Annotated in this window: 21 protein-coding genes; 7 read left to right on the top strand and 14 right to left on the bottom strand. The window is 56.2% G+C overall.

Annotated features, from left to right (window positions below; translation table 11 throughout):
- Position 1: 1 nt before the first annotated feature.
- The 3 genes from ACR0KS_RS13100 to ACR0KS_RS13090 form a co-directional block, all read right to left on the bottom strand.
- A complete protein-coding gene (locus tag ACR0KS_RS13100) occupies positions 2-1,024 on the bottom strand; it encodes a carbohydrate ABC transporter permease (protein ID WP_170566235.1) in 1,023 nt (340 codons plus the stop codon).
- A gap of 67 nt (positions 1,025-1,091) precedes the next feature.
- Positions 1,092-2,303 (bottom strand): extracellular solute-binding protein, encoded by a 1,212-nt coding sequence (locus ACR0KS_RS13095; protein WP_170566232.1) that lies wholly within the window; start codon positions 2,301-2,303, stop codon positions 1,092-1,094.
- Between the two features lie 74 nt (positions 2,304-2,377).
- Complete coding sequence (locus ACR0KS_RS13090; protein WP_170566229.1) at positions 2,378-3,424, bottom strand: sn-glycerol-3-phosphate ABC transporter ATP-binding protein UgpC; 1,047 nt, start codon at positions 3,422-3,424, stop codon at positions 2,378-2,380.
- 235 nt (positions 3,425-3,659) lie between these two features.
- Between ACR0KS_RS13090 and ACR0KS_RS13085 the strand changes: the two genes are divergently transcribed.
- Both ACR0KS_RS13085 and ACR0KS_RS13080 read left to right on the top strand, forming a co-directional pair.
- Positions 3,660-4,577, top strand: coding sequence for a nuclear transport factor 2 family protein (locus ACR0KS_RS13085; RefSeq protein ID WP_480693242.1), 918 nt, complete (start codon positions 3,660-3,662; stop codon positions 4,575-4,577).
- A complete protein-coding gene (locus ACR0KS_RS13080; RefSeq protein WP_170566224.1) occupies positions 4,574-5,449 on the top strand; it encodes an amidohydrolase family protein in 876 nt (291 codons plus the stop codon). Before ACR0KS_RS13085 ends, ACR0KS_RS13080 begins: the two co-directional genes overlap by 4 nt.
- A 49-nt stretch (positions 5,450-5,498) precedes the next feature.
- On the opposite strand, the gene ACR0KS_RS13075 is transcribed toward ACR0KS_RS13080, so the two are convergent.
- Positions 5,499-6,449: an SDR family oxidoreductase gene (locus tag ACR0KS_RS13075; RefSeq protein ID WP_170566221.1), complete on the bottom strand. Its 951-nt coding sequence runs from the start codon at positions 6,447-6,449 to the stop codon at positions 5,499-5,501.
- Positions 6,450-6,616: 167 nt separating this feature from the next.
- Here ACR0KS_RS13075 and ACR0KS_RS13070 point away from each other — a divergent pair, with 167 nt between their 5' ends.
- Entirely contained in the window at positions 6,617-7,510 is an 894-nt protein-coding gene (locus ACR0KS_RS13070; protein ID WP_170566218.1) for an AraC family transcriptional regulator, read from the top strand.
- 93 nt (positions 7,511-7,603) lie between these two features.
- Here ACR0KS_RS13070 and ACR0KS_RS13065 read toward each other — a convergent pair whose 3' ends face one another.
- The 10 genes from ACR0KS_RS13065 to ACR0KS_RS13020 all read right to left on the bottom strand — a co-directional run bounded on the left by ACR0KS_RS13065 (position 7,604) and on the right by ACR0KS_RS13020 (position 15,809).
- A complete protein-coding gene (locus ACR0KS_RS13065; RefSeq protein ID WP_170566215.1) occupies positions 7,604-8,728 on the bottom strand; it encodes a cytochrome c peroxidase in 1,125 nt (374 codons plus the stop codon).
- On the bottom strand, positions 8,725-9,030 hold the full coding sequence (locus ACR0KS_RS13060) for a hypothetical protein (protein WP_170485580.1): 306 nt from the start codon (positions 9,028-9,030) through the stop codon (positions 8,725-8,727). The genes ACR0KS_RS13065 and ACR0KS_RS13060 overlap by 4 nt, the downstream gene beginning before the upstream one ends.
- 68 nt (positions 9,031-9,098) lie before the next feature.
- On the bottom strand, positions 9,099-9,914 hold the full coding sequence (locus ACR0KS_RS13055) for an amidohydrolase family protein (RefSeq protein ID WP_480693235.1): 816 nt from the start codon (positions 9,912-9,914) through the stop codon (positions 9,099-9,101).
- A gap of 12 nt (positions 9,915-9,926) precedes the next feature.
- Positions 9,927-10,793, bottom strand: a complete 867-nt coding sequence (locus ACR0KS_RS13050; protein WP_170566209.1) for a dioxygenase family protein — start codon at positions 10,791-10,793, stop codon at positions 9,927-9,929.
- Positions 10,794-10,803: 10 nt separating this feature from the next.
- Positions 10,804-12,108, bottom strand: a complete 1,305-nt coding sequence (locus tag ACR0KS_RS13045) for a TRAP transporter large permease subunit (RefSeq protein ID WP_170485577.1) — start codon at positions 12,106-12,108, stop codon at positions 10,804-10,806.
- On the bottom strand, positions 12,105-12,656 hold the full coding sequence (locus ACR0KS_RS13040) for a TRAP transporter small permease subunit (protein WP_170566206.1): 552 nt from the start codon (positions 12,654-12,656) through the stop codon (positions 12,105-12,107). The genes ACR0KS_RS13045 and ACR0KS_RS13040 overlap by 4 nt, the downstream gene beginning before the upstream one ends.
- Positions 12,657-12,686: 30 nt before the next feature.
- Positions 12,687-13,760 carry a C4-dicarboxylate TRAP transporter substrate-binding protein gene (locus ACR0KS_RS13035; protein WP_170485576.1) on the bottom strand — a complete coding sequence of 358 codons (1,074 nt, stop codon included), beginning with the start codon at positions 13,758-13,760 and terminating at the stop codon, positions 12,687-12,689.
- Positions 13,761-13,788: 28 nt separating this feature from the next.
- Positions 13,789-14,244, bottom strand: a complete 456-nt coding sequence (locus ACR0KS_RS13030; protein WP_170566203.1) for an OsmC family protein — start codon at positions 14,242-14,244, stop codon at positions 13,789-13,791.
- Between the two features lie 18 nt (positions 14,245-14,262).
- Positions 14,263-14,928: a malonic semialdehyde reductase gene (locus tag ACR0KS_RS13025; protein ID WP_170566200.1), complete on the bottom strand. Its 666-nt coding sequence runs from the start codon at positions 14,926-14,928 to the stop codon at positions 14,263-14,265.
- Complete coding sequence (locus tag ACR0KS_RS13020; protein ID WP_170485574.1) at positions 14,925-15,809, bottom strand: fumarylacetoacetate hydrolase family protein; 885 nt, start codon at positions 15,807-15,809, stop codon at positions 14,925-14,927. Before ACR0KS_RS13020 ends, ACR0KS_RS13025 begins: the two co-directional genes overlap by 4 nt.
- A gap of 85 nt (positions 15,810-15,894) precedes the next feature.
- Between ACR0KS_RS13020 and ACR0KS_RS13015 the strand changes: the two genes are divergently transcribed.
- Genes ACR0KS_RS13015 through ACR0KS_RS13000 form a run of 4 tightly spaced genes read left to right on the top strand, consistent with a single transcriptional unit; the run spans position 15,895 to position 19,808 of the window.
- The gene (locus tag ACR0KS_RS13015; RefSeq protein ID WP_170485573.1) at positions 15,895-16,281 is read left to right on the top strand and encodes a YciI family protein; all 387 of its coding nucleotides are present in this window, start codon (positions 15,895-15,897) and stop codon (positions 16,279-16,281) included.
- 41 nt (positions 16,282-16,322) lie between these two features.
- Positions 16,323-16,988 carry a GntR family transcriptional regulator gene (locus tag ACR0KS_RS13010; RefSeq protein ID WP_170566197.1) on the top strand — a complete coding sequence of 222 codons (666 nt, stop codon included), beginning with the start codon at positions 16,323-16,325 and terminating at the stop codon, positions 16,986-16,988.
- A gap of 1 nt (position 16,989) precedes the next feature.
- The gene (locus tag ACR0KS_RS13005) at positions 16,990-18,288 is read left to right on the top strand and encodes a malonyl-CoA decarboxylase (RefSeq protein ID WP_170566194.1); all 1,299 of its coding nucleotides are present in this window, start codon (positions 16,990-16,992) and stop codon (positions 18,286-18,288) included.
- Positions 18,285-19,808, top strand: a complete 1,524-nt coding sequence (locus tag ACR0KS_RS13000; RefSeq protein WP_170566191.1) for a malonate--CoA ligase — start codon at positions 18,285-18,287, stop codon at positions 19,806-19,808. The genes ACR0KS_RS13005 and ACR0KS_RS13000 overlap by 4 nt, the downstream gene beginning before the upstream one ends.
- Positions 19,809-19,911 lie beyond the last annotated feature (103 nt).

Genomic DNA, 19,911 nt, shown 5'->3' with positions numbered 1-19,911 from the left:
ATCAGTGGCCTCCTTTGTGATCGCGCCATGTACGGCGCAGCGGCAGGATAAGCAGGATGACAACACCGATCATGGTCAGCATCGAGTTGGCCGAGGCCCGACTGATCGACCGGTTGCCCGCCTGATCCGGCGTCAGGTAATCGAAGGTCAGCCATTGCAGCGAGATGACGTAGCCTTGGCTCGAGAAGCCGACGATCTCTTCAAACACCCGGTAGCTGTCCATCAGGTGGATCATCGACACGAAGATGATCAGCGGCATCAGATGCGGGATCACGATGTACTTCATCCGCTGCCAGCGGGTTGCCCCGTCGATGACGGCGCTTTCCAGACTGTCCTGATTGACGGTCTGAAGACCCGCATAAAAGACGATGGCGGCAAACGGCGCGACGTGCCAGACGCGGTAAAGCATCATCAGGATTTCGATCGTCCACGCCTGCGCAAACAACGCGATGTCGCGGTTCAGCCACCATTCGATCAACGCTGTGATGATCCCGTCACCGCGAAACAGCCAGTTGATCGACAACACTCCGATCACGGGTGTGATGATGAAGGGCAGTAGCGAGACAAAGATCACAGGACCCCGTATCGACCGGGCCGCATTGTTGATCAAAACCGCGATACCCAGCCCGCATCCGACCACCAAAGGCAGCGTGATCAGCGTGAAGGTCAGCGTGAACCGCAGCGCTTTCCAGAAGTTGATCGTGGACAGAACCTGCCAATTCCCGTCGCTGATCGCGCGCCAAGCTCGCTCGGGCTCTAGCACGTTACGGTAGCTTTGCAATCCGACATACTGGGTCTGGGTGATAATCTCGCCGTGTTCGTCCAGTTTCGGCTGCGACACCAGCTCGGTCACGCAGGTCTGCGTGAGAAAGCCCGGCGTGCAGGTTTCCTTTTCAACCGTCTCGTAAATCGGCTGGGTGACGTAAAAGCTCTGCTTGAACACGCTGACCAGCGGAAACGCGATAAAGAGAAGCATCATAAAGACAGAGGGGCCGACAAAGGCGGCAAATGTCCGGAAATTCATGGCTCTGCCTTTCTCATGGTTCTCGGGTGGAAAAAGCGGGAGGGCACAGGGCCCTCCCCAGAGAGGATCAGTTGCTGATCAGACCAGCTTCTTTCGCAGCGGTGATGTAATCCGCTTCGATGTCGGCCAGTGTGGTTTGCGCATCCTTGGCACCGGTCAGATAGTCCGCCAGACCATTGCCCAGAGAGGTGTGCATGATGCCCATCGGACCGGACGCAGGATAGGCTTTGGCGCCACCTTCTGCCGAGGCCGCGGCACCAGCAGCCAGATCGCCCGGAGTATACGCCGTGCTGAGCCAGACAGCCGTGTCGTTATTGGCGCTGACCATGTCACCGTCCATACCTTCAAGCGCGACACGGAAGGCGGCGTCGGCCTCTTCATCGCTCATGTTCGAGGCCAGCACGATACCGTCCCACCAGATCGTGGTCGCAGGAACAGCCGATCCCATCGGGGCTGCGGCCATCGTGACCTTGCCAACCACTTGGCTTTCGGCTTCGTCGTTCATGGCAGCCGCGCGGCTGGCCCACAGGTTCGCCATCGCAATCTTGCCTTGCTGGAACTGCTGCTGAACATAGGTCGAGTCCGACACCAGATATTCCGGGTCCATATACTCGGTCATGGCCTTCATCGTCTCAAGCGCGGCGACGCCCTGATCGTTGTTGATCGCGGGCATGTTGCCGTCGCCAAAGAACTGGCCGCCTTCGCCAAGGTACATGTTGACGAATTCCTGACCCAGATTCCAACCGGTCTTGAACGTACCGCCAATGGGATAGTCCATGAGGCCCGCTTCCTTGATCTTGGCGGCTGCGGCCAGAACATCGGCATAGGTTTTGGGTTCTTCGATGCCCAGCTCGGCCAGAACGTCATCGCGATACATCAGGTGTTGCGCGTTCACCATCATGGCAATCGCCATGGTTTTGCCGTCCACCTTGATCAACTGGTTCGGCAGCAGGTCCTGCCCGTATTTCTCGACCAGATCATCCAGCGGCCGGATAGTGCCCGCGTTCAGCAACGGCACCAGCGTGGCGTTCGAGACGCCACCAATTTGGTACAGTGCAGGGTCAGCCGCGAACGCTTCGGGCTGCTTTTCGCGGAATTCCTGATCGAGCGAGGCGCTGAAATTGCCACACTCGGCCATCGCGTCGGTCACGGCTTTCCAGGCTTCAAACCCGGCCGAGAGCGACTTTAGCGGGACATCGTTTTCAAAGGCACAGTCCGCCCACGCGCCTGCGGCGGCAAAGGACATGGCACCGGCCAAGAGGATTGATTTGAGTTTCATGCGTTTCTCCCTGTCAGGATCGGTCCGTCGTCGACGTCCGGACCGGTTGTTTGCCCGGTTGGGCTGTTGTGGGGCTATGCCCCGATCCGCGCACCGCTTTCAGCTTCAAAGAGGTGACAGATTTCTTTCGGCACCGAGAACGAGACGCTTTCGCCAATCTCGGCGCGGAATGCTTTGTCGGCTTTCACGGACACCAGCGCACCACCGACGCGGACCGAGATCATGGTCGCGTCACCCAGCAGTTCGAGCGTATAGATCGGAGCCGTGATTTCGCCCTGCCCTTCGGCAAGACCCGCGTCTTCGGCCCGGAAACCCAAGGTCAGGGGGCCGTCGGGGGCATCGACCGGAATCTGGACGTTCTCGGCGCGGAACACACCGTCCGACACCTCTCCGTCCATGAGGTTCATCGCCGGGGAACCGATAAAGCTGGCGACAAACGTATTGGCAGGCCGGTCGTAAATCTCGGTCGGGCTGCCGACCTGCTGAACCACGCCTTGTTTCATGACGACAACGCGGTCGGCCAGCGTCATCGCCTCGATCTGGTCGTGGGTCACATAGATCGTCGTCACCGCCAGTTCGTGGCTGAGGTTTTTGATCTGCGCCCGCGTCGATACCCGCAGCTTGGCGTCCAGATTGGACAACGGTTCATCCATCAGGAACACGTTGGGTTCACGGACGATGGCGCGGGCCAGCGCCACACGCTGACGCTGTCCACCCGACAGTTCGGCAGGTTTGCGATGCAGGAAGTCATCCAATTCTACCATCGCGCTGGCCCGGCGGACTTTTTCGTCATGGGTCGAGGGATCAATCCCGCGCACTTTCAGAGGAAAGCGGATGTTCTCGTAGACGTTCATATTCGGATAAAGCGCATAGCTTTGGAACACCATCGCCACGTCCCGGTCCTTCGGCTCTAGGTCGTTCACGACATTTCCGTCGATCAGAATGTCCCCTTCGGTGACATCCTCAAGCCCGGCGATCATACGCATTGTCGTGGTCTTACCGCACCCAGATGGGCCGAGAAGAACAAGGAACTCTCGGTCTGCGATGGTCAGATCGAAATTATGGACCCCAACGAAAGAGCCCCAGCGCTTGCCAACATTGCGCAGCTGAATTTCCGCCATGATCCCCCCGAGAAAGATTCGCTTGCATACGTTTGCAAAAATGTAATCGGCGCATATCATTTCTGGCAAGACTTTTTTGCATACGTATGCAAGACTGCGCTGATAATTCGACTCATGTTGGAATTTTTGCGCCCCTAAGACACTGACTTGAAAGGCAAAAGATTTGAACTTCCAGACCGAAAAAAATCTTGTCTGCGCGTTCCATTCCGCGATTGAAGCTGATCTGCCCAATGCCATGAACCAATTCTGCGCTCCAGACATGCTGTGGCGTGGCTTTCATCCATTCAACGAAATCACCGGGGCAGAATGCGTTGCCCGACAGTTTTGGCAGCCGCTCAAACACAGCCTGACCCGTTTGCAGAACCGGGTCGATATTCTGTTTGCGGGACAGAATTCACTGTGTGACGAGGACGGGGTTTGGGTCGCTTGCATGGGTCATCTGATGGGTCTGTTCGACCGACCCTGGCTGGGCATTCGGCCCACTGGCAAAATGGCCTTTCTGCGGTATTGCGCCTTCTACAAGGTGGTGAACAAAACGATCTCGGAGACGGCGATGTATTTCGACATCCCGCACTTGATGGTGCAGGCTGGCCAAAACCCGTTTCCCCCTCAGACCGCAGCGCATTTGGTACAGCCCGGACCGATGCCGCATGACGGTGTGCTGCTTGACCCTCAGCCGCCGGAAGAAGGCCAAAAGACGCTGGCCTTGATAAACGCGATGATCTCGGATTTGGGTCAATGGAACAGCGGTCTGTCGCTAGAGGATGAGCTTGCCAGAACATGGCATGACGACATGATCTGGTGGGGTCCCGAGGGGATCGGTGCGACCTATACGATTGAAAGATACGCCAAACAGCACTCAGGCCCGTTTCGCGCAGGCTTTACCGATAGATCCAAAACCAACCATATCTGCCGTATGGCTGAGGGGATGTATGGCGGCTTCTTCGGCTGGCCGAACTTCACGGCTGTACCATCAGGCGGGTTCATGGGGATGCCAGCCACCGGCAAGCCCGGTGAGTTCAGAGTCATCGACATCTACAGGCGCGCTGGTGAAAAGCTTGCCGAGAATTGGATTTTTATCGACCTTCTGCATTTCTGGCGTGGACAGGGGGTCGATATCTTGGCCCGCACCACAGGGATCGAAACTCCATGAGGATCGACGCGCATCACCATCTGTGGGATCTATCTGCCGTCACTTACCCTTGGCTGATGGAGGAAGGTGCGGTCCGTTTCTTCGGAGATCCTACACCGATCCAGCGCGACTACCTCTTGCCGGAATTCCGAGCCGATGCTGGCGCACAGGGATTCACCGCTTCGGTCCATATCCAGGTTGGCGCGGCCGACCCCTGGGCCGAGGCGCAATGGGTTCAATCCGTGGCCGACCAAAATCCTGAATGGCCCTTGGTGCAAGTGGCCTTCTGTGACCTCACCGCGGCAAACGCGGAGGAACAGCTTGATCAACTTCAAACCCTTCCGACGGTACGCGGCGTTCGCCAAATTATCGGGCGGGCACCGGGCGAAGATGCAAAAACGGGGACCAACGCAGTTCTGAGAAATCCAAGATTCCTGACCAACCTAAAGCAACTGGGCGAGCGCAATCTTTCCTTTGACCTTCAATTACTGCCTGAACTGATGAAACAAACCGCCGCAGTGCTGAAACAGGCACCTCAAACACAGGTCGCATTGTGTCATGCAGGTTCGCCTTATGACCGCACCGCCGAAGGGTTGCGGCAATGGAAGAACGTCCTCCGGGCCTTGTCGAGTTTGCCTCAGGTGCGCTGCAAACTCTCTGGCCTCGGGATGTTCGATCATGGCTGGAGCGCGGAACGTGTTCAGCCGATCGTCGATGCTTGTTTGTCGCAGTTTGGGGGCGAGCGCTGCATGTTCGGCTCAAACTTTCCGGTCGACAGCCTGTCTTCGACCTACGAAGCCCTTGTTTCCCGGTATCTGAGTATTGTTCCGACCGATATGCAGCCCGACGTGTTTTGCGAGACGGCAAAACAGTTTTATCAGCTTCAGGCATAGCTGGGGAACGGTATCAAACGTTCGTCGCCCGGATCAGTCAAGGACCAGTTCAAAGCGTCCAGGTGAACCCCGTCGCCTGTTCAGACACGCCCCACAGCTTTGCCGTCACCGTCTTGTCGTAAGCGTGGGAATGCAGCGTGCCCTTGCCGACAGGACCAACAAATTCCAACAGACCGGTCGGGCCATACAGCGCACGCTGTTCCAGACCATCCTCGGTTGCGCACATGACTTCGGGCCAAGAGCCTTTCTCGGCCGATTGCACGATAGGTAAAACGGACATGACGCTGAACATTATCCGCGTTTTCAGATCAGCGCTGGTTTGGACGAGTGAGGTGCGCGAGGCACCGGGATGGCAAACAAAGACCTCAACTTCGGTTCTTCCAGCGGCTGCAAGCTGATCTTGCAATTCGTAGGCAAACATCATCTGGGCCAGTTTACTCTGACAATAGGTCCGGTTCTGATGATAGTTCTTGTCCCAGTTCATATCGTCGAACTGGATTGTCTTGATACCCATGTTGTAGCCAAGGCTACTGACCACCACGATCCGGCCCCTGGACGCTTCTATCCGCTCGAAGAGCAGTCCGCACAGAAGGAAGTGACCGTAATGGTTCGTCCCCAGCATGCTCTCGTGCCCGTCGTCGGTAAATTGCTGCGTTGGCACTTGGGCGATGGCGGCGTTGCAAATCAGGGCGTCGATATGTGGAACGGTTCCCAGAACTTCCGCCGCGGCTTCACGCACACTGGCGAGAGAGGCAAGGTCCATGCGGACAAAGGTGACATCGGCGCCAATTCCAAACTCGTCTCTAAGTTCCGTGATGGCGGCTTGCGACTTTTCCACTGAACGGTTCAACATCACAACCTTGGCACCCTTTTTCAGCAGCGTGCGTGCGGCCTGAAATCCCGCGCCCGCGTTCGCTCCGGTAATGAGGTAGGTTTTCCCCTCGAGGTTTCCGAGGCGCTCTGGGGTCCAACCTTTGGGGCCAAATGTCGTGTCCGTCATGCTCTTGTTCCTTATGGCGTCGGCGTCTGTGTCGTGTGGGCTTGCGTCCATCTTGGAGTTGCAAATAAATCTCCCCCATTAACCTTGACAGACGAGATTGTCGCACTTTCTTGCCTGATTGTATCAAAGTGGTTGCCAAAGCCAATTCGAGGCACCTAGTGTCCGTCATGAGCAGAGACCAGATCAAGCAACTTATCGAAGACCGAACCGTACAAGACGGCCTGACGGAAACCGGCATCGACGGCGTGCGCCTGTTTCGAGCCACGCAAGCCATTCCGTGCGCTCCGGCGGTCTACGAACCCTGCGTCGTTGCCATCTTGACCGGTGCAAAAGAAGCCGTGCTGGATGGCCGCAGATACCTCTATGACAGCAGCCAATACCTGTGCTGTCCGTTGTCGCTGCCGGTCAAGGCTGGCACGCCCTCCGCGTCGCCGGAAAACCCTCTCTATGGCGTCTTGATCTCTTTGAACCCGCGAATAATGTCCCAACTGGCGATGGAGATGGAAAATGCCGGAGCTGCCCCACCTACGGCCAACGGTGCAGTGAGATCGCAAGGGATCAGACTGGCGGGATGGGATGACAGTTTCACCCAAGCGTTGCTGCGGCTGCTGCAACTTGGAACCAGCCAGATGGATACGGCGGTTCTTGGGGATGCGCGACTGCGCGAGCTGTATTACGCGATCCTGAAGGGCGAAGCAGGCATCTTCGCCAGACAGACCTTTGGGGCTGGCAATGCCATTGCACGGTCTATAGCGCATGTTTCGTCCCATTTGGACACGCCGATTTCAATCGATGATATGGCGACCCTTGCAGGCATGAGCCGCGCGGTGTTTCATCGAAAGTTTAAGCAAGTCACCACAATGGCTCCAATCCAATTCGTAAAGTCGATGCGCCTGAACAATGCGGCAATGAAGATAGCAGCGGGCACACCTGTAGCAGAGGCGGCGATGGACGTGGGCTATGTCAGCCCTTCTCAGTTCAGTCGTGAATTCAAACGAATGTATGGGCAGTCGCCCAGGCAATGGGGCAATGCCCAGCAAATTTCGATTGAAGTGGCCTAAGGAGACGCAGACTGTTTGAACGCCGAATTCGATGGAGAAAACCTGCGCAGCACCTCGTCTTCAGTTCTACCCGGCGGGCACTCAAGTCTAGGGCTACGGCGTTCCGGTCAAAGTCAGCAGAAATGCGAGTAGGTCTGCGATCTCGTGTTCGGACAAGGTAAGTTCAGAAAGTATGGCCTCGCCGTCGGCGTGCAGCCTTTCGGTATCAATTTCGCTGTAGTGTCGGATCACCGCTTCCAAGTCGATCAGACTGCCGTCGTGCATGTAGGGCGGAGTTTCGGCCGCACCCCGCAGGCTTGGCGTGCGAAAGGTTCCAAAATCAGAATGACGCCTGCGCACACTGCGAACCGCCCATGCACCTTGCTTGGCCGGATCGTCGTTCCATTCCCCGTCCAGTGTGTATGCGCTTGAGAATAAAAAGTTCAAACCACCAAACCGCCCTTCGTCCACTTCGGTGTCACTTAGAAAATAAGGCACACCGGCGTCGTGAAACTCATTGTTGGAAAATGTCGGACCATTGTGGCAAAGGGCACATTTTCCGCGCCCTAAAAAGAGCTTCAGACCTCTCTGAGCAGCTTCGGGATAATTCCCAGCCGCCGACAGATCACCGCGCTCCAACGCATCGCGAAAATCATCAAATTGTGTCCGTTCGGTTCTGAGCGTCTCTAGATAGGCTGATAGAGATTTAGCAGTGTTGACCAACACCAGCTCGGGGTCTTGGTTTTGGATACTGCCAAAAATGGCTTCAAAATCGGCAATATGAGAACTCTCGGAAATGGCCGCTTTTAGACTTTCGTTGCTATGAGCCATCTCTTGTTCTTCGATGATCGGATGCAGGCTGGCAGCCCAGAGACTGTCGCTTTTGCCGCCCCAACCGTACCAGCGCAAACCCGCAAGGTTTCTCAGGGATGGGGAGTTCCGATCCAACAGGACACGGCCGAGCGCCCGTGCCTCGGACGTGGTAAATGCCTGTTCGGGGTCATGACAACTCGCGCAGGAAAAAGCGCCGTCTACCGACAACACGGGATCGTTGAACAAAGCCGCGCCGAGCGCAATCGCTCTGGTGTCACCTGAAACTCGATTGCTGGGGTCTGGCTGGTATGTTGGTGGCCACGGCCCGAAGGAAAGCGTTTGCTGTATTTCATCTTCGGACAACAGAATTTCTGAGTGCACCGCGACCGGAAGCGACACTAGCACGGCTGCAGCCCAGAGCTTCATTTTAGAGAAATCTCTGACGTGTAGGACACCGATCGCCCACTGAACTCAACGTCGGCCTGCAACTCCCACAGACCCGACATGTGAAACAGCAAACCATCGACCCGGAACGTTCCGTCACCCAATGCCGAAACTTCGGGAGCGTAGTTCAATCCGTGCTGATGCGCGGGCATGAATGCATCAACACGTACCTGATGGACCGTGGCTTCAGCGCAGACTGAAATCTGAACGGAAAACGGTTGGGCCAACGGAATTGCGCCGACATCCACATAAACCTCAGGTGCATTTGGGGCTTGCGAACCCATGCGTTGCCCCACAGCATCACAAGCAACTGCTGCGCCGGGGGAAGCAATAAGCCAGACAACCCAGCGGATCATTCTGATGCCAGCAAACGTTCTGCGTTGGCATACGCGATGTTGTCTGCGATCCGATCCGGCAGCAGATCCAACCATTCACGCGAAAAATCTGCGTGGGGGCCGACATAGTACCAACGTTCCGGCGCAAATGTGTCCGTACCAACCATGAACCGATCGGGATGCGCCTCGAACGCGGCCTTCCAATCCGGGTCCAAACGACCGCGTGAAACCATATCCGACCGAAAAGCCAAGTCTGCCCAAAGCCTGGGATATGTATCCAAGGCATCAACCACGCGGGTCGGATCATCAAAGCCAGAGTGCGCCCACAAAACCCGAGCTTCGGGCCAGGTTTGGAAGATCAGATCAACAGCCTCGCGATCGCCGTGGTGGTGCAGAATCAGGTTCCTTTCTTTCGCCAGCGCGATCATATGTTGGATAACTGGCGTTTTTATATCGTCGCCATATGCGTGAAACTCTCCGATAGCTTCGTATTCGTTCCTGGCCAGATTTGCTTCCAGATAGTCGATGACAGTTTCATCGTGCATCCATGTGTTGATTTCACCTCGGCGACGATAAGGGCGAAGTGCCGGAACGACGATTTCCGGGGCTGCCGCCAACAACAATTGAGTTCCATTGTCGTCCGAGCTGGAAACCAGTGCTTTCCTCACGCCTGCGTCCTGAAGGATTTTGGCCACTTGTTCCGGTGGAACCAGCTTTACGGCATCATGGCTGTAATGAATATGCGCATCGAAGATTGGTCGCTCGTCAGCGATCGCCGCGCCGCAGAACAGCGCTGCACCTATGATGAAGGTATGTCTCAGCACCACAAACATCCTCAACACCTATCAGGATTTGGCAAGCCTCACGTCGAAAGTCACGTGTAAGAAGGGTTCGGTTATCTTTCCAGAAAGCTCCATTCCTTCGGGAAATTCCGAAGCTGGTCGTTCCACATAGGTCATCACCAGATCGTCCCGAACGCCAAACACCGTATCCTGATCCAGATAGGGATCGTCGTCGGGAAAAATCTCGGTCACCAAAGATCGGTGGCCGGGTGCCTTGACGATGTAATGCAGGTGCGACGGTCGCCACGGATGGCGGCCACATGCCCGCAGAATATCCCCGACAGGCCCATCTGACGGTACGGTGTACTCGACTGGTTTCACGGTGGTGAACGCGTACCGACCATCTTCACCGGTGGTCATCAGACCATGGAAAGAATACGTGTCCTGTTCTTCATCCTGACTGGCATAAAGGCCATTCGGTGCCGTTTGCCAGATATCAAGCTCGGCCCCGGCAATCGGATTGCCTTCGGTATCGCGTATGACGCCCTCTGCAAGCAGCACCGGCCCGCCGTAGTTGCGTCTCATGTCGCCACCGATCGGCAAAACAGGCGCGCCAGAGACGTGAAACGGGCCCAATACGGACGAGCTGGTCGCATCCGGGCTGGAATGCAGCATATCCACCAGCGACGATAGGCCCAGCACGTCCGAGGCCAGCACGAATTCATGCCGGTCCTCTGTTTCCACTGCGGCACACCCTTCCAGAAACGCGATTCCGGCGCGCCATTCTTCATGCGTCAGGTTGGTTTCTCGGGCAAAGTCATGCAGGTGCTTGACCAGAGACCCCATGATTTCTCGCATCCTCGGATCGGTGTCCCTGGACAGGTATCCCATGAACACGTCGGTGATATTGTCTTTGGTGACAGAGCGCATCTGGGTCTCCTTAAATCAGGGCAAGGCTGAGGATCGGGAATTCGATCAGAATGAACAGAACGATCAGCATCACAAACGCAAAGGGCAGCGCGCCCATGAACACGTCTTTGAGTGTTATCCGGTCATCGTTAATCGTGGATTTGATAACAAAGCAGGAAATACCCAAAGGTGGCGTCAAAAGCCCGATCTCAGCGCCCACAACGGTGATGATGCCAAACCAGATCAGGGACATATCAAGGGCTTCGGCCATGGGCAGGAACAGCGGGACCACGATCAGAATGATTGACGCCGTGTCCAGCAGTGTTCCCAGAAACAACATCAGCAGGACGTAAAGCAGCATGATCGTCCAGAAAGACGCCGAATTCCCCGCAAGCAAGTCCTGCAACTGATTGGGCAACCCGGCCAGCCCTAGCATCCGACTATAGATCGACGCTGCGGTGATCAGGAACAGGATCGCCGCTGTAATGTGGCCGGTTTCCAGCAGGGCGTCCCAGAAGGCTCTGGGTGTCATGGATTTGCGCGCCACAGCGATGATAAGCGCAACCAGCGCCCCGGCTGCTCCGGCCTCGACCGCGGTTAGCCACCCTGTGTAAATCCCGCCAAGCACGACTGTGATAATGAACAGTGTCGGCAGGGTTTTCGACGCGACCTCGCGGCCGGACATCCATTCAGTGTCTTCCACGACCCGACCGCCAACAAAAGCTGGCGTAAAACGGCCCATAACCCAGATCGCGGCGACGTAGGCAATGGCCAGCATGATCCCCGGAATAACGCCTGCCAGGAACATATCGCCCACGGATTGTTCGGCGACAAAGGAATAGATGATCAGCATGGCCGAAGGCGGGATGATCATACCCAAAACCGAAGACCCGGCGACCACCCCAACAGCAAAACGCGGGTTGTAAGCCTGCGCCATCATCTGAGGAACCGAGACTTTGGTGAACACGGAAGCGGAGGCTATTGAAGACCCGGTTACGGCTGCAAAGACGGCGTTGGCTCCGACGGTTGCCATGCCGATGCCGCCTTTGACCTTGCGAAACCGCATGGTCATGACTTCGTAGATGTCCTTGCCCAACCCGGCCTTCGAGACAATGAGACCCATAAAAGTGAACAACGGAATGGTCGCGAAACTGTACTCCATCGCGCTGTCGCCCACCGCCACTTTCAGCAGGTTCAGCGCAAGTGTGAAGTTGTCCCGCATCAGCCAGATCGACACGAACGACACGACGCCCAGCGCAATCGGAATGTAGACGCCTGCGTAAATCAGGAAAACGATTGCAACGACCGAGATCAGGCCAATCTCGATCGGAGTCATTCTGCAGCCTCGTCATGCTCGGGGGTGCGGACAAGTTGCGGGCGGTCCTGCGCCGTGACGACCTTGAGCAGGAAGATCACGCAGGCAAGCGCAGTACCGCACGCGATGACCAATTTGACCGGCCACCAGGGTAATGTGAAAAGACCGGGCACTCCGAAATAGTCCTGTGTCTCCCACATATGAAGAAACTCCGGGAAGGTCACATAAGCAATCAATCCCATGAAGATCGCCGAGATCGCATTGATGATCCGCCTGAGGTTGGCCGTCAGGCCGGGGCGACGATGGTGCATCAGGTTCAGGAACCCGTCTGAACGTGTCAGCCGGTCCACCCTGACCACGTCGGCCAACTGCAGGAAAACGATCATCACGACCGAGAACTGAACCATCTCATAGGTTCCACGCAACGGGGCCGAAAACAGGCCGCGCGCTATGACGTCGACATTCAGGATGACCACCAACGCAAGGACGACGAGCGTGCCCATTGCGTTGGCAGCTATTGCGAGCGAATTGGCGACCCGCGACAGGCCAGCAACTGCGGTCTTCAGCATGAAAGGCCCCTTTCTCGGGTCGCCGGGTGGTTACTCGACCGTCCAGTCACGCACTCCGGTGAACCCGGCGTCCTGAAGCTTGCCGAGATAGGCGGCCAAAATCTCGTCGCCTTGCTCACCGTTTTCATTCAGCGTGGCGGCCCATTCTTGGGCAACATTTGGCATTGCGTTGGCCCAAGCCGCGCGATCTTCGTCCGAAACTTCGACAATCGTACCGCCGGCTTCGGTATAGGCATCCCTTGAGGCTGCGGCGCGGTCCATGGCGATGCCGGCCACATGATCACGATAGTCAATGGCCACGGCTTTCAAAACGTCTTTGACTTCGTCGGGCAGCTTTGCCCAATAGTCAGAATTTACCGTGATCGTCTTGGAATTCACGGCACCCAAGTCCGCCTTAAGCATGTAAGGAGCGACCTCGGCGATTTTGAAGGTCTTGGCGGCTTCGGGCCAGAGCATCGCACAATCCACCAAGCCAGTTTGCAGCATGTTGTAGAAATCGGTCAGGCCACCGCGAACTCCGGCCGCGTCTTTGATACCTTCAAGATAACGCAGGTTTAACCCGGCCCCAGCCACTTTGCGGCCTTCCAGATCAGAGACAGTTGAAACCGGTTCCGTGCAGAAGACCTGATAGGTGTCGAGTACGACACCCGTTGCCAGATAGACCTGATTTTGCGCGGCAAACTCGTTTTGCATCGCCGGGAATTCGCGCGCTATTTCATCCACGGCCTTGGCAACCGCGCGGGAATCCGATGCCACAAAAGGCGTCGAGCCGGAAATACCCTGGCTCGGCAGCTTGGAGGAATGGAAGATCGTTGTGACGATGCCAATATCGCCAAGACCAAGCTGTATCCCCTCCAAAACGCCCTTGGGCTTTACGATCGAACCGCCATAGTTCTCTTGCCAGTTCATCTTATAGTTGCCGGACTCGGCCAGCCGTTTGTCCACTTCTGGAATGAAGAAGTTGGTGAATTCCTTCACCCACAGGGCGCGGTCGGGGTAGCCATCTATCACAACCGCGGAAATGGTTTCTTCTGCGGCAACGGGCAGCGCCATAACGCCAGCTAAAGCGGCGCCCATTAGACTGCGTTTGGTCCAGTTTTTCATTTCTCTCCTCCCAGAAAGTCGGGTCTTTTTATTTGTTTGCTTTGACCCAGTTGACGGTCAGGTCGGTGCCTGCCGCTTCAAACAGTTTTGCGATGGCGCAATATTTGGCTGTTTCCTCACCCACGCGTATCAGCTCCTCCTGACTGGCGGGGGTTTCACAATTCACGGTGAGTTCAATTTCCGGAAACGGAACATCGATCTCCTCTTCCATCAGGACACCGCGCCGGTCCAACCTGCATTTCGCGTCGATTGTCACTGTGCCAAGATCAACTCCCAAACGGTGCGCATTCTTATGCCCGATGACGTTGGTACAGGCGATCAGCGCTGCCATCGCGGTTTCAGTCGGAGACGGACCAAGATTTGTCCCGCCCCGCTCGACAGGTTCGTCGATAACCACATCCAGATCGCGTATTGGAATCTCAGTGCGCGCATGCGTCGGGCACCGAGCTGTCGTGCGGTAAGTCACGACGGGTTTCACTTTCATGCCCACGGCAGCGCCTCCTCATGCATAAGAACAAACCTTTTCAAACGGAAATCGCGGAAGTTTGTGGAACAAACCTGTTTCGTCCGCGTAGCCCAGATTGCAAAGAAAGTTCGACCTGAGCGTCGTGCCCGCGAAGAATTCCTCGTCGACGATCTTGTTTGAAAAGCCCGACATGGCACCAACGTCCAACCCGACGGCCCGCGCTGCGATCATGAAGTAGGCACCCTGCAGAGTCCCATTGCGAAACGCAGTGTCGGCCACGTATTCGGGGTTGTCCACGAACAGGGGCCGACGATCTTCGTGCGGGAAAAGAAAGGGCAGCTCTTTCCAGAACTCCATGTCATACGCAATGATAGCAGTAACCGGAGCGTCCATCATTTTCGGCACGTTCTTTGGCTTCAACGACTTGGCCAGCCGCTCTTTCCCCTCGGCACTTTTCACGAAAACAAAGCGGGCGGGCAGCGTGTTCATGCTGGTCGCGCCATTGATCGTGATGTCGTATATCTCTTCAAGCAATTCGTCAGAAACTGGCCTGTCGGTCCATGCGTAGTGCGACCTGGACTCGCGCAGGATCAGGGCGATCGCGTCATCCGACAAACGGGGAATACGTTCGCGCAGATCGCGATGATCTTGCTGCGCCTTGGCGCGAAGTGCCTCCAGTTCTGCCCCGGTTGGTGCGCTCATGCTGCGGCCACCTTTGACTTGGCATCCTTTTCGTCGATGACCGGGCTGGCGCATATGCCGATGCCTTCAATCTCGACCTCGACGGTTTCACCCGGCTTTAACCAACGTGGATTGGGCTTTTTGGCGTGGCCAACGCCCGGCGGTGTCCCCAACGCAATCAGATCACCAGGCTCGAGAGTGGTATATTCCGAGATCGTCGCGATGACCTGTGGAACCCCCCAGATCATGTTGGCGGTGTTCGAGCTTTGCAGGATTTCGTCCCCCACGCGGCTTTCGATTTTCAGGCCGGACGCTCCTTCGGGCAGGTCGTCGGGCGTTACGGTGAAAGGACCGATCGCGCCCGTGTCATCGAAGTTTTTGCCGGGTGTCCATTGAACGGTTTTACGCTGATAGTCCCGCAGCGAACCGTCGTTGAACACGGTGTAGCCAAAGACATAATCCAGCGCGTCCGCTTCCGAGATATGACGACCACGTTTTCCAACGATCAGCATAAGCTCGGCTTCGTAGTCGAGTTTTTCGGAACAGGCTGGCCGCACCATAGGCTGCCCCGCCGCCATGATCGAGTTTTTCCCACGCATGAAAAGTGTCGGATATTCCGGTATGTCATAGCCGCCTTCCTTGATGTGGTCGGTATAGTTCAACCCCATGCAAATAATCGTGCCGGGCGCCGCCACGGGCAAGGCTGGCACAATAGAAGACACAGCCACACTGTCTGCAGCGGCGATTTTGTCGGCCAGTGAGTCGGCCAGTTCCGGGTTGGCTATCAAACCCATCAAGTCGAAGCCGATGGCGGGGTCCAAAGCCGTTAAATTCACAGCGTTTTCACCGCTCACGGCAAAAACCGCAGTGCCTTCCGAAGTCTCTCCCACCAGGTATTTCATTTTCACCATCCATGTCAGTTCGCTTGATTTTTGCCGACTATTTTGCCATATGTCAAATAATATCGATATTTTTAGGAGGGCGGCAATGGTTGCTTGGGCAGACTACAAATCAGAAGCGAAAGGCCGGGGCGCACTTGCTTTAGAGCTTTACGTTGCGCACAGCACGCCTGCCAAAGCGCCAGAGGACGTAAAGGCATCCCTTCCGGATCACTTGGCATATCAGGCACAACTCGAACGTTCCGGGCAGTTGGCCTTTGCAGGGCCGATGTCGGATGAAACCGGTGAACATATGCAGGGGATGGGCCTCATTATCTATAGGGCCGACAGTCTCGAAGCCGCCCGAAAGCTGGCAGAAGACGACCCGATGCACAAAAGCGGGGCGCGCAGCTTTGTACTTCGGCGATGGATGATAAACGAAGGCTCATTGAACATCTCGGTCGGACTATCGACTGGAACGAGCGCTCTCAGCTAAGAGCCCAAGAAGATTGCGCCACGAAGAAGGGAAAGCCAGATATGGACGCCATGCTTGATACCGAGGGCAAAGAGACTTCCGCCACTCATGGTGCGTATCGAAGGCTGCGCGAAATGATCCTGACTGGCGAGCTGCCACCCGGTCAAAAGCTCAAGATCGAGCAGCTCCGCGGGCTGCTGGACACTGGCGCAAGCCCGGTTCGCGAAGCACTAAGCCTTTTGACCTCGGACATGCTGGTGGAACGAATTGACCAGCGCGGCTTTAGGGCGGCACCGGTGAGCAAGTGCAACTTCGAGGAAATTCTTCTGCTGCGATGCAATCTTGAAGAAACCGCGTTGCGCGCGTCCATCGCCAATGCAGACTCAGCCTGGGAAGACAGGCTTGTTTTGCGTCACCACCATATGAAAAAGGCGGGCCAAAAAGGGGCACACGACTTTGAAGACGCACACAAGGCGTTTCATATGGCTTTGTTGGACAATGCGAGGCTTCCTTTACTGTTGCGGTATTGTTCGCAGCTCTACGACCTGAACATCCGCTATCGTTACCTGGCGGCTGGTGGGTCGAGTTATAAAAAGCGCGATATCAACGCAGAGCATCAGGAAATTCTGGACGCGGCACTGGATCGCGACGCAGAAAGCGCAACACGGCATTTGATCGATCACTACCGTCGAACTGGTGAGTATCTGAGCAGTCAGATGGAGCCCTGAAATGCAGCGGAACTGGTTTTTGGGCGACCTGCTCGATCAGTTGTTCGACCGCCCCGGCAAAAAGCGAGGCAAAGACGACAAGCGATCCATATCAGAGCTGTGTGAAGCACTCTTGTCTGCAGAAGGTGAAGTATCGGGCTTTGTGCTCGCCTCCACGATCCTGGATCGATACCAAACCTTGGACGGCCCCGAAAAACTGGACTTCTTCGCCTATTTGAACGACCAGCTTGAGTTGGACGCGGATCAGCTTTCTGAAACGGCGCGCCTCTATGCCAAAGATAGAAGCGTCGATCTGTATAAAAGGCTTAGCGAGGCCGCCGAACCCCGACGGCAAGAATTGCTGCGCCGGCTGAATCAACCCTCGGGCGCAACGCAAGAGCTTGTGGCAATGCGCGTTGACCTGCTGCGCTTTCTCAAATCCAACCCCGAACTCAAGCGCACAGATATAGATTTCGTGCATTTGCTGCGAAGCTGGTTCAACCGGGGTTTTCTTGTCCTCAAACAAATCAGTTGGGATACACCAGCCCGCGTTCTGGACAAAATCGTTGCGTATGAGGCGGTTCATCAGATTAACGATCTGGACGACTTGCGGCGCAGGCTTTACCCGCCCGACCGTCGCTGTTTTGCGTTTTTTCATCCCTCAATGCCGGATGAGCCGCTGATTTTTGTCGAAGTTGCTTTGACGGCTGAAATTCCGAACGCGATTGATGTGCTTTTGTCCCAAGTCCGAGAACCGATCGAACCCGAACAGGCAAAAGTCGCGGCGTTCTACTCCATTTCTAACTGCCAGAAGGGTCTAACGGGCATCAGCTTTGGAAACCTGTTGATCAAACAGGTAGTGACGGAACTCTCGCGAGAGCTTCCGGGCCTCGATACATTTGTGACCTTGTCCCCGATACCGGGTATGAACCGGTGGTTGGCTGGCGAAACAGGGCACCCCGAGCATGGCCACGCCGCCAAAGCCGTACTTGCGGGAACAGCCTCTGCGCAGGACGTGCGGGCGATGGCCGCCCGATACCTGTTATTCGCCAAGCGCGAAGATGGAATGCCGCTGGATCCCGTGGCCCGTTTTCATCTCGGCAACGGTGCCGAGCTTCACGAACTGCATGCCGAGGCCGACCTGTCGCAGAACGGACGATCCCAATCCGGCGGCGCAATGGTCAACTACCTCTACGATCTGAAAAAGACAGAGCGCCACCACGAAGAATTTGCGGCACATGCCACAATCGAGGCCTCGCGTTCCGTGCGCGCGGCTTCAACCGCAACACTTGCGGCCAGACCAGAGGAAAATACAGCGTGACCAACACTCTCTACGACAGCTTGTTTGCCCACCACGCGGGAAACAAGGCTCCGTTCCTGCAACTCGATGACGGACAGGTAGTGTCATATGATGCGTTTCTGAAACGCGCCGCACAGATCGCGCATGTTTTGCGAAACAGCGGAGTTTCCCCAGGAGACCGCGTCGTTGTGCAGGCCCCAAAGCTGGCTGATACACTGGCGCTATACGCTGCTGCGGTTCAGGCGGGCGCAGTCTACCTGCCGCTCAATACCGCCTACACGTTGGCAGAGTTGGACTATTTCATCGCCGATGCCCAACCTGCCATGATCGTCTGCGACAGCACCAACGAAACTGAGGTCGGAAAACTGGCGGCCCGTTATGGCGCAAAACTGTTGACCCTCGGCGGCGACACTTCGAGTCTGAGCCGCGAGGCTGACGCACAACCCCACGAGTTTGAAACCGTGGAACGCGCCCCGGACGACCTTGCAGCCTTGCTTTATACATCGGGAACCACGGGCCGCTCTAAGGGCGCAATGCTGAGCCATCAGAACCTTTTGTCTAATGCCCAAACTCTCGTGGAATTGTGGGGCATCACAAGCGACGACCGCTTGATTCACGCGCTGCCGATCTTTCACACGCACGGACTTTTCGTAGCGATGAATACGTCGCTGCTCGCCGGTGCCAAAGTTCGGCTAATGGAAAAGTTCGACGCAAGCGCGATCGTGGAGGAAATGCCCAAATCGACCCTTTTGATGGGCGTCCCAACTTTCTACACCAGATTGCTGGCGGATGACGGTTTCACCAAAGAGGTCACAAGAAATATGCGCCTGTTCATTTCCGGTTCAGCCCCATTGCTGGCAGAAACCCATCAGGCGTTTGAAACGCGCACAGGTCACCGCATCCTAGAGCGCTATGGCATGACCGAAACGAACATGAACACCTCGAACCCCTATAATGGCGAACGACGCGCGGGAACCGTTGGCATGGCTCTGCCCGGCACCGAGGTGATTGTGACCAACCCCGAAACCGGTAAGCCATTGCCACGAGGCGATGTAGGAATGATCGAAATACGTGGACCCAATGTATTCAAAGGCTATTGGCAGATGCCCGAGAAAACGGCGGAAGAACTGCGTGAGAACGGCTTTTTCATCACCGGGGATTTGGGCCAATACAGCGCGGATGGCTACCTGTCGATTGTGGGTCGGTCGAAGGATCTGATCATCACCGGTGGGTACAATGTCTACCCCAAGGAAATTGAAGACGTCCTGAACGACATCGATGGCGTTTTGGAATCAGCCGTTTTCGGAATTCCCGATAGCGACTTCGGCGAAGCGATCATTGCCACTCTGGTTCCCGAGCCCGGCGCGAAACTTGACGTGGAACAGATAGCGGGGATCGTCAAAGGTAAGCTGTCGCGTTTCAAACATCCGCGCCGCTATGAAATCGCCTCGGAACTGCCGCGCAATACTATGGGAAAGGTACAAAAGAACCTGCTGCGCGACCAGCACACGCAGAAGGCACCTTCACCGGCCGTGTCCTAGCGGAGCTAGGTTCCCCAAGTGACACCTTCTTACTCTTTACCCCATAGAAGACAGGCCAAAACAACAAAACGTACCGGCGTATCAATCAGCCCGTGAACTTTTT

The sequence above is a fragment of the Ruegeria sp. BC7 genome, from assembly GCF_056539165.1.
Note: the sequence above shows the minus strand (reverse complement) of the source record. Positions and strands in the feature narration are given on the sequence as shown.

Excerpts from the sequence above, each read along its gene's own strand:
- ACR0KS_RS13065 (WP_170566215.1), bottom strand. The coding sequence starts at position 8,728 with ATGAAGCTCTGGGCTGCAGCCGTGCTAGTGTCGCTTCCGGTCGCGGTG.
- ACR0KS_RS13050 (WP_170566209.1), bottom strand. The coding sequence starts at position 10,793 with ATGCGCTCTGTCACCAAAGACAATATCACCGACGTGTTCATGGGATAC.
- ACR0KS_RS13020 (WP_170485574.1), bottom strand. The coding sequence starts at position 15,809 with ATGAAATACCTGGTGGGAGAGACTTCGGAAGGCACTGCGGTTTTTGCC.
- ACR0KS_RS13055 (WP_480693235.1), bottom strand. The coding sequence starts at position 9,914 with ATGTTTGTGGTGCTGAGACATACCTTCATCATAGGTGCAGCGCTGTTC.
- ACR0KS_RS13060 (WP_170485580.1), bottom strand. The coding sequence starts at position 9,030 with ATGGGTTCGCAAGCCCCAAATGCACCTGAGGTTTATGTGGATGTCGGC.
- ACR0KS_RS13005 (WP_170566194.1), top strand. The coding sequence starts at position 16,990 with ATGCAGCGGAACTGGTTTTTGGGCGACCTGCTCGATCAGTTGTTCGAC.
- ACR0KS_RS13030 (WP_170566203.1), bottom strand. The coding sequence starts at position 14,244 with ATGAAAGTGAAACCCGTCGTGACTTACCGCACGACAGCTCGGTGCCCG.
- ACR0KS_RS13010 (WP_170566197.1), top strand. The coding sequence starts at position 16,323 with ATGGACGCCATGCTTGATACCGAGGGCAAAGAGACTTCCGCCACTCAT.
- ACR0KS_RS13100 (WP_170566235.1), bottom strand. The coding sequence starts at position 1,024 with ATGAATTTCCGGACATTTGCCGCCTTTGTCGGCCCCTCTGTCTTTATG.
- ACR0KS_RS13040 (WP_170566206.1), bottom strand. The coding sequence starts at position 12,656 with ATGCTGAAGACCGCAGTTGCTGGCCTGTCGCGGGTCGCCAATTCGCTC.
- ACR0KS_RS13045 (WP_170485577.1), bottom strand. The coding sequence starts at position 12,108 with ATGACTCCGATCGAGATTGGCCTGATCTCGGTCGTTGCAATCGTTTTC.
- ACR0KS_RS13025 (WP_170566200.1), bottom strand. The coding sequence starts at position 14,928 with ATGAGCGCACCAACCGGGGCAGAACTGGAGGCACTTCGCGCCAAGGCG.
- ACR0KS_RS13090 (WP_170566229.1), bottom strand. The coding sequence starts at position 3,424 with ATGGCGGAAATTCAGCTGCGCAATGTTGGCAAGCGCTGGGGCTCTTTC.
- ACR0KS_RS13080 (WP_170566224.1), top strand. The coding sequence starts at position 4,574 with ATGAGGATCGACGCGCATCACCATCTGTGGGATCTATCTGCCGTCACT.
- ACR0KS_RS13015 (WP_170485573.1), top strand. The coding sequence starts at position 15,895 with ATGGTTGCTTGGGCAGACTACAAATCAGAAGCGAAAGGCCGGGGCGCA.
- ACR0KS_RS13035 (WP_170485576.1), bottom strand. The coding sequence starts at position 13,760 with ATGAAAAACTGGACCAAACGCAGTCTAATGGGCGCCGCTTTAGCTGGC.
- ACR0KS_RS13070 (WP_170566218.1), top strand. The coding sequence starts at position 6,617 with ATGAGCAGAGACCAGATCAAGCAACTTATCGAAGACCGAACCGTACAA.
- ACR0KS_RS13095 (WP_170566232.1), bottom strand. The coding sequence starts at position 2,303 with ATGAAACTCAAATCAATCCTCTTGGCCGGTGCCATGTCCTTTGCCGCC.
- ACR0KS_RS13075 (WP_170566221.1), bottom strand. The coding sequence starts at position 6,449 with ATGACGGACACGACATTTGGCCCCAAAGGTTGGACCCCAGAGCGCCTC.
- ACR0KS_RS13085 (WP_480693242.1), top strand. The coding sequence starts at position 3,660 with ATGAACCAATTCTGCGCTCCAGACATGCTGTGGCGTGGCTTTCATCCA.